Annotated in this window: 9 protein-coding genes and 1 tRNA gene; 7 read left to right on the top strand and 3 right to left on the bottom strand. The window is 68.3% G+C overall.

Translation table 11 applies throughout. The annotated features are described in order from the left end of the window. Positions 1-125: 125 nt before the first annotated feature. Positions 126-198 (bottom strand) — tRNA-Ala (locus ABQE89_RS26135). 118 nt (positions 199-316) lie between these two features. Between ABQE89_RS26135 and ABQE89_RS26130 the strand changes: the two genes are divergently transcribed. Together ABQE89_RS26130 and ABQE89_RS26125 are read left to right on the top strand one after the other, a co-directional pair. After that, positions 317-1,072 (top strand): arsenate reductase/protein-tyrosine-phosphatase family protein, encoded by a 756-nt coding sequence (locus ABQE89_RS26130; protein ID WP_448422117.1) that lies wholly within the window; start codon positions 317-319, stop codon positions 1,070-1,072. A 10-nt stretch (positions 1,073-1,082) separates the two neighbouring features. Then, on the top strand, positions 1,083-1,475 hold the full coding sequence (locus tag ABQE89_RS26125; protein ID WP_448422115.1) for a VOC family protein: 393 nt from the start codon (positions 1,083-1,085) through the stop codon (positions 1,473-1,475). A 16-nt stretch (positions 1,476-1,491) separates the two neighbouring features. Here the strand turns inward: ABQE89_RS26125 and ABQE89_RS26120 are convergent, their stop codons facing one another. Together ABQE89_RS26120 and pgm are read right to left on the bottom strand one after the other, a co-directional pair. Further along, positions 1,492-2,754, bottom strand: a complete 1,263-nt coding sequence (locus ABQE89_RS26120; RefSeq protein WP_448422113.1) for an MFS transporter — start codon at positions 2,752-2,754, stop codon at positions 1,492-1,494. Continuing rightward, the gene (gene pgm / locus ABQE89_RS26115; protein ID WP_448422111.1) at positions 2,751-4,385 is read right to left on the bottom strand and encodes a phosphoglucomutase (alpha-D-glucose-1,6-bisphosphate-dependent); all 1,635 of its coding nucleotides are present in this window, start codon (positions 4,383-4,385) and stop codon (positions 2,751-2,753) included. Before pgm ends, ABQE89_RS26120 begins: the two co-directional genes overlap by 4 nt. Before the next feature lie 64 nt (positions 4,386-4,449). Here pgm and crcB (ABQE89_RS26110) point away from each other — a divergent pair, with 64 nt between their 5' ends. The 5 genes from crcB (ABQE89_RS26110) to mbtM form a co-directional block, all read left to right on the top strand. Continuing rightward, a complete protein-coding gene (crcB, locus tag ABQE89_RS26110; protein WP_448422109.1) occupies positions 4,450-4,848 on the top strand; it encodes a fluoride efflux transporter CrcB in 399 nt (132 codons plus the stop codon). Further along, a complete protein-coding gene (gene crcB, locus ABQE89_RS26105) occupies positions 4,845-5,210 on the top strand; it encodes a fluoride efflux transporter CrcB (protein WP_448422107.1) in 366 nt (121 codons plus the stop codon). Before crcB (ABQE89_RS26110) ends, crcB (ABQE89_RS26105) begins: the two co-directional genes overlap by 4 nt. Before the next feature lie 5 nt (positions 5,211-5,215). Then, positions 5,216-6,286 (top strand): DUF190 domain-containing protein, encoded by a 1,071-nt coding sequence (locus tag ABQE89_RS26100; protein ID WP_448422105.1) that lies wholly within the window; start codon positions 5,216-5,218, stop codon positions 6,284-6,286. 52 nt (positions 6,287-6,338) lie between these two features. After that, positions 6,339-6,608, top strand: coding sequence for a mycobactin biosynthesis acyl carrier protein MbtL (locus ABQE89_RS26095; protein WP_448422103.1), 270 nt, complete (start codon positions 6,339-6,341; stop codon positions 6,606-6,608). A 5-nt stretch (positions 6,609-6,613) separates the two neighbouring features. Then, the coding region (gene mbtM / locus ABQE89_RS26090; RefSeq protein ID WP_448422119.1) for a long-chain-fatty acid--ACP ligase MbtM at positions 6,614-8,151 on the top strand (1,538 nt) is incomplete at its 3' end.

Here is an 8,151-nt window from a genome sequence, read left to right as displayed (position 1 = left end):
CCTAACCGCCAACGCGAACCATCACAGCTCCCGAACACCCTCGACGGCGCCGACACCCGCATGCCCGCAGTGACGGGCACCAAAAAGCCCGCCCCAACCAAAGGTCGAAGCGGGCCTTCAAAACGTGGAGCTAAGGGGACTCGAACCCCTGACCCCCACACTGCCAGTGTGGTGCGCTACCAGCTGCGCCATAGCCCCGTGAAGCGTGCCCATCGAAGTTACACCACCTGCGGTAAGCGCTCAAAATCGCTGGTCGGACGCTTGCATCCAGCGCCGCCGCAAACATATCAAAATGATTTGAGGTATTCTCGGCGACGTGGCCGGCACCAGACGAGGTGATGTTCCACTGCTCATGCGGATGGCCGCCCATCCGCTGCGATGGGCACTGCTGCGCGAGCTGTCGGGCACCGATCGGCGGGTGCGGGAATTGGCTACAGCGATCGACGAGCCGCAGAACCTCGTCTCCTATCACCTGGGTCTGCTGCGCGCCGCGGGGCTGGTCCAGGCCAGGCGCAGCAGCTTCGACGGCCGCGACAGCTACTACCACCTGAACCTGACCCGCTGCGCGGCCGCCTTCGGTGAGGCCGCCGCCGCACTGCATCCCGCGCTCACACTGTCCGCCGAACCGCCGAATCACCCGCCCGCGGGCCAGTCAGTGCTGTTCATGTGCACCGGCAACAGCGCGCGGTCGCCGATGGCCGAAGCGCTGCTTCGTCATCGCAGCCACAACCTTGTGCGGGTGGCCAGCGCGGGCAGCCGTCCCAAGGCTCATCTGCATCCGAACGCGGTGCGTGTCATGCGCGAGGACTTCGGTCTCGACCTGACACATCAACAGCCGAAAGGATTGCGCTCGCTGGCCGGCCAGTCCTTCGATTACGTGATCACGTTGTGCGACAAGGTGCGTGAGCACCCGAGAGAGCACGGCTCGTCGTTGGCCATCCATTGGAGCCTGCCCGACCCAAGTGCTGCCGGAGCCGATGACCGGGTCAGCTATACCGAATTCCGCCGTGTGGCAGGCGAACTCAACACCCGCATCGATTTCTTGCTGCCGGCCCTCACCCCCAACAGTTAGGAGCGCGATCATGGCGATCACCTCAACCGAACTGGCCAGCGTCCGCTACCTCGTCGACGACGTCGACAGAGCCGTCGAGTTCTACACCACCCACCTCGGCTTCGAGGTGGGTATCGACGCCCGTCCGGCCTTCGCCGAAGCGCTGCGCGGGCCCCTGCGCCTGCTGCTCTCCGGTCCCACCAGCTCGGGCGCGCGCCCGATGACCGACGGTGCCACCCCGGTGCCCGGCGGCTGGAACCGCATCCACCTCATCGTCGACGACATCACCGCGGAGGTGGACCGACTGAGCGCGGCGGGGTTGACCTTCCGCAACGACATCGTCAGCGGCCCCGGCGGTCACCAAGTTCTGCTGCAAGACCCCGCGGGCAACCTGATCGAACTGTTCGAGCCCGCGCACCGCTGACGACGGTCGTACGGCCTCACGGCACCTCGCCGCCGGCCTCGGGGCCGATGGCGCGCGCCGGTGTGTGCGCGGCGGGCCGACCCCGCGTCTCCGGCGCGAACAGCCAGCCCACCGCGGCGACCATCAGGATCGCGCCGCTGACCACGAACGCCCAGCCGAACGACGCCCGCTCGGCGATCTGGCCCACCACCAGCGAGCCGATGATCGAACCGAAGTCGGCCATCATCTGAAACGTCGCCACCGCAGTACCCCCGCGTGCCTTGTTGCCGACGATGTCGGCGACGGCGGCCTGCTGCGGCGAGACGAAGATGCCCGTCGCCGCCCCGGTGATGTACGCCGCGATCAAGAAGATCGGCAGCGACGTGGTGAAGCCCACCAGAATCGTCGACACCGACGAGACCGAGAGCCCGATGATGAGCAGCTTGCGGCGGCCGATCCGGTCGGACAGATAGCCGCTGGGGATGACCACCGACACGTTGCCGATCGCGAAGGCCGCCAACGCAACTCCCGCCGCGCCCGTGCCGTGGCCGAGCCCCTCGACCACGAACAGCGGCACCAGGGCGATACGCAACCCGAACGCCGCCCAGCCGGTGCTGAAGTTGGAGAACAGCGCGGCGCGGTACGCGCGGTGGCGCAGCACCTGACGCACCGAGATGGTCGCCTCGGCGCTCGTGTCGGGTGATGCGACGGCACTGCCCCGGAGGCTGACGAACACCACCGTCGCCGCGATGAGCAGGGCGCCGCCGTAAATCCCGAACGGCGCCGCCAGGCCGAACCCGGCGGTCAGGCTGCCCAACACCGGCCCACCGACGGAGCCGACGAGAAACCCCGTCGAGAACAGGCCCGCGACACGGCCTCGTGCATCTGTGGGTGAGATCCGGATCATCAGCCCCAGCGAGGACACCGTGAACATCGCCGAGCCCAGGCCGCCGAGCGAGCGGAACAGCAGCAGCTGCCAATACGTCTGCGCGAACGCGCACGCCGCGGTGGACAGCGCGACGATCAGCAGGCCGCTGATGTAGACCCGCCGCTCCCCCATCCGCTGCACCAGAAGCCCGGCCGGCGGCGCGGCGATCAACCGCATCAACGCGAAGGCGGTGATGACGAATGTCGCGGCGCTGATGCTGACCCCGAAGTGGCGGGCGTACTGCGGCAACACCGGAGCCACCACGCCGTAGCCCAGCGCCACCACCACGTTCGCGCCGACCAGCACCCAGACTTCACGCGGCAGCCTGGGTTTGGGGTGACTCGTACTGTCACCCTCCGCGGACAAACTCACGCGATGACCCTATTGACCACCTCGCGCGCCGCTTCCTGCACCTCGGCCAGATGCTCGGGACCCCGAAACGACTCGGCGTAGATCTTGTACACGTCCTCGGTCCCCGACGGGCGCGCAGCGAACCACGCATTCTCGGTCGTCACCTTCAGCCCGCCCAGGGGCGCGCCGTTGCCCGGCGCCGTGGTCAGCTTGGCGACGATCGGTTCACCCGCCAGCTCGGTCGCGCTCACCTCGTCCGCCGACAACTTGGCCAGCCGGGCTTTCTGCTCCCGATCGGCGGGCGCATCGATGCGGGAATACGTCGGCGCACCGAATTTTTCGGCCAACTCCTGATAGCGCTGCGACGGCGCCTGACCCGTCACCGCCAGGATCTCCGACGCCAGCAGCGCCAGGATGATGCCGTCCTTGTCGGTGGTCCAGACCGAGCCGTCGCGACGCAGGAACGACGCCCCCGCGCTCTCCTCGCCGCCGAAACCGATGGACCCGGCGAGCAAACCGTCGACGAACCATTTGAAGCCCACCGGCACCTCGACCAGGTCACGGCCGAGCCCGGCGACCACCCGGTCGATGATCGAGGAGCTGACCACCGTCTTGCCCACCGCCGTCGCGGCGGGCCAGTCCGGCCGGTGGCTGAACAGGTAGTCGATCGCCACCGCCAGATAGTGGTTCGGATTGAGCAGGCCGGCATCGGGCGTCACGATGCCGTGCCGGTCGGAGTCGGCGTCGTTGCCGGTCGCGATCTGATAGTGGTCACGGTTGGCGATGAGCGACGCCATCGCGTTCGGCGAACTGCAGTCCATCCGGATCTTGCCGTCGGTGTCGAGCGTCATGAACCGCCACGTCGCGTCGACGAGCGGGTTGACCACGGTCAGGTCGAGGTTGTGGCGTTCGGCGATCGCACCCCAGTAGTCCACGCTGGCCCCGCCCAGTGGGTCGGCACCGATGCGGATCTTCTGGGCGCTGATCGCGTGCACGTCGACGACGCTTGACAGGTCCTCGACGTAGGCGTTCAGGTAGTCGTGTCGCTCGGCGCTTCGCAGCGCGCGGGCCAGCGGCACGCGCTTGACCTCCTTGAGCCCGCCGCGCAGCAGCTCGTTGGCGCGTTTGGCGATCGCTCCGGTGGCATCGGTGTCCGCGGGTCCACCGTCGGGCGGGTTGTACTTGAAGCCACCGTCACGCGGCGGGTTGTGCGACGGGGTGACCACGATCCCGTCGGCGAGGCCCGAGTCGCGCCCCCGGTTGAAGGTGAGGATGGCGTGGCTGACGGCGGGTGTGGGGGTGTACCGGTCGGCCGCGTCGATCATCGCCACCACGTCGTTGGCGGCGAGCACTTCCAGCGCCGACGCCCACGCGGGCTCCGACAGCGCATGCGTGTCACGCCCGAGGTACAGCGGCCCGGTCGTGCCCGCCGCGCGCCGGTATTCGACGATGGCCTGCGTGGTCGCCAGGATGTGGGCCTCGTTGAACGCCGCGTCCAGGCTCGACCCTCGATGCCCCGACGTGCCGAACGCCACCTGCTGATCGACGTCGTCGGGATCGGGCTGCGTTGTGTAATAAGCCGTCACCACCTGCGCGACGTCGATGAGATCCTCGGGCTGCGCGGGCTGACCGGCTCGTGGGTGCGACGCCATACCCCGATTGTGCTCCACGCCGGGTTCCCGCGTGACCCGGCCGCTGCACGACATACTGACCGTTGTGTTTGGTTACGACCGACGGGAATTGGCGGCGGTGTTCGCCGGAGGGGCGGTCGGCACGCTCGCGCGGGCCGGACTGGAGACCCTCGCCGCGCCCGACCCCGGCCGCTGGCCGTGGCCGACGTTCGTCGCCAATGTGGTCGGGGCTTTCCTGCTCGGCTACTTCACCACTCGACTGCTGGAGCGTCTGCCGCTGTCAAGCTATCGCCGACCGCTTCTCGGCACCGGCCTGTGCGGCGGGCTCACCACCTTCTCGACGATGCAGGTCGAGCTCGTCAGGATGGTGGAGCATCGGCACTATGGGCTGGCGGCCGGCTACTTGACCGCCAGCATCATCGCCGGTCTGCTCGCCGTGTACATCGCGACCGCGCTGGTGCGGCGGGTACAGGTGCGCGGATGACCGTGGCGTTGTGGGCCGGTGTGGTCGCATTCGGCGGCGTGGGTGCGGTGCTGCGGTTCGTCGTCGACCGCGCGGTGTCCGCGCGCACCAGCGGTGTGTTCCCGTACGGCACGCTGGTGGTCAATGTGACCGGCGCCCTGATCCTGGGCCTGCTGTCAGGCCTGGCCTTGAGCCCGCATCTGGCGCTGTTGTTCGGCACGGCACTGATCGGTTCCTATACGACGTTCTCGACCTGGATGCTCGAGACCCATCGCGTGGGCGAGGAGCGACAGAGCGTGCCGGCCGCGGCGAACATCGTCGTCAGCGTGGCGCTCGGGGTCGCGGCGGCGGCGCTCGGAATCTGGTGCGGGGCCGCACTGTGAGCACTGTGAGCGCCGACTATTTGAAGCTGACGACATACTTCGGCGAGCGCCAGCGTCACGGCGACCGCTTCCTTGCCGACGCGCTGCTGGATCTTTACGCCGACGCAGACCTGGCGACCAGCGTGGTGCTGCGCGGCATCGCCGGGTTCGGTCCGCGCCGTCAGGTGCGCACCGACCGGACGCTGAGCATGTCCGAGGACCCGCCGATCGCCGTCGCGGCGGTCGACCTCGCCGACAAAGTCGCTCCACTGGCCGAACAGGTGGCCGCGATGACCCGTAGCGGTCTGGTCACTCTCGAACGAGCGCGGTTCGTCGGCAGTGCGAATGGGCCCGCCGGACCACCACCACCCGAAGCCACAAAGCTGACGGTCTATGTCGGGCGTCAGGATCGAATTGCGGGACGGCCGGCTCACCGGCCGATCTGCGACACGCTGCACGACCTCGGATTCTCTGGCGCCACGGTGTTTCTCGGCGTGGACGGCACCCGACACGGCCTGCGCAAGCGCGCCCGGTTCTTCAGCACCAATGTCGACGTGCCGGAGATGATCATCGCCGTGGGCGCGGCGGCACAGGCACAAGAAGCGATCCAGTATCTCGAGCGGGTCCTAACCGTTCCGCTGTACACGGTCGAGCGGGTTGTGGTCTGCAAGAGCCGTGGACACCTACTCACACGCCCTCCCGCGCTCCCGGAGAAGGACGCGACCGGACGCTCACTGTGGCAGAAGTTGATGGTCTACACGTCGGAGGCCACACTGCACGACGGCGTTCCCGTTCACCGCGCCCTTGTGCGTCGACTGCACGCGTCGGGCGCCGCGGATGGGGCGACGGCGTTACGCGGCATCTGGGGGTTTCGCGGCGGACAGAAGCCGCACGGTGATCGACTCATCCAAATGGTCCGCAAGGTGCCGGTCACCACGATCGTCGTCGACACCCCGGCCAGGATCGCGGCCGCCTTCGACATCGTCGATGAACTGACCGCCGATGACGGGTTGGTCACCAGCGAAATCGTGCCGGCCCTTGTCTCCATCGACGACGGTCGACCACGTGGCAGCCTACGGCTGGTACGCGATCGGTGAGCATCGGGGTAAGCCTAGCCTAACCTGATTCGACGGTGTACCGTCCCACGCCGTGACACCGTCCCCTCCAGAAGCCGTAAGCACGGCCCTTTCCGAGATCCTGCGCGACGATATGAACGTCGATATCCGCCGCGTCACCCGCGACTCCCGCCTCATCGACGACGTCGGCCTCGACTCGGTGGCCTTCGCCGTCGGCATGGTCGCCATCGAGGACCGCCTTGGCGTCGCGCTGACCGAAGAAGACTTGCTCGGTTGCGACACCGTCGGCGACCTGGAAGCCGCCATCCTGGCCAAAACCACTGCGGGCCAGGGCAATCCGTGACAGCGCTGGCATCCGCGCTGACCGAGGCGATGACGTCGACGGACCACGATCTCGTCGTACTCGACTCGCAGAGCGGCGCCTGGGCCCGGCACCCGTGGCCGGAGGTCCACCAGCGCGCCGAGAACGTCGCCGCCCGGACCCTCGACACCGAGGCCGACGCCGTCGGCCTGGTGGGCGACCCGACCGTCGAACTCATCGCGGCGATCCCCGGGGCGTTCCTGGCCGGTGCGGCCCTGTCAATCCTGCCGGGGCCGATACGCGGCGCCGATGAACGGCAGTGGGCGCACGCCACGTTGAACCGGTTCGCCGACATCGGCGTGCGCACGGTGTTCAGCCACGGCCACCACCTGGAACTGCTGCGCGCCACCGATAGTTCGGTGGACGTCCACGACATCACCCCGGTGGCGCACCCGCAACGCTCCGCGAGCCTGCATATGGCCGGCCGCGGTGACATCGCCACGCTGCAGGGCACCGCGGGGTCCACCGGAACACCGCGCACCGCATGCCTGTCCCCCGACGCCGTGTTGGCCAACCTTCGAGGCCTGGTGACACGCATCGACATCGAGTCGGCTGACACCGGCTGCTCGTGGCTTCCGCTCTACCACGACATGGGGCTGACGTTTCTGCTCGTGCACGCCCTCGCGGGAGCCGAAATGTGGCAGGCGCCTACCTCCGCGTTCTCGGCCTCACCGCTCGGCTGGCTGCAGTGGCTGACCGAGAGCCGCGCGACGGTGACCGCTGCGCCGAACATGGCCTACAACGTCATCGGCAAATACGCGCGCGTGGTCACCGAGGCCGATCTGTCGTCACTGCGCTTCGCGCTCAACGGCGGCGAGCCCGTGGACTGCCTGGGCACCCAACGCTTCGGTGCCGAGATGGTCCGCTTCGGATTCGACCCCGAGGTTCTGGCCCCGGCCTACGGTCTGGCCGAATCAAACTGCGCGGTAAGCGTTCCCATGCCCGGCAGCGGCCTTTTGATGGACGAGATCATGGTCGAAACCGACGCGGGCCGCACCGCGCGCAACCTCGCAGTCGTCGGCGAAACCATACCGGGTGTGCAGGTTCGCATCGCGGAGGCCGACAGCCGGGCGGGCGGGATTGTCGACCGCGAGGTCGGTGAGATCGAGGTGCGGGGCTCGTCGATGATGTCCGGTTATCTCGGCCAGCCGCCGATCGACCCCGACGCGTGGTTTCCCACAGGCGATCTCGGCTACTTCGTCGACAGCGGCCTGGTGGTGTGCGGACGCGTCAAGGAGTTGATCACGGTGGCCGGACGCAACTTGTTCCCCACCGAGATCGAGCGGGTCGCGGCGCAGGTGCCCGGTGTGCGTGAGGGCGCCGTCGTGGCGGTGGGCACCGACGAACGCGCCGCGCGCCCGGGCCTCGTCATCGCCGCGGAGTTCAAGGGCGACGATCAGGCCGGCGCCAGAAGCAGATTGGTCCAACTCGTGGCATCCGAGTGCGGTGTGGTGCCCTCCGACGTGGTCTTCCTCGCGCCGGGCGCGCTGCCGCGCACATCCTCGGGCAAGCTGCGCCGACTAGA

The organism is Mycolicibacterium sp. XJ1819 (assembly GCF_053483675.1).
This window is presented reverse-complemented; position numbering and strand designations above follow the sequence as displayed.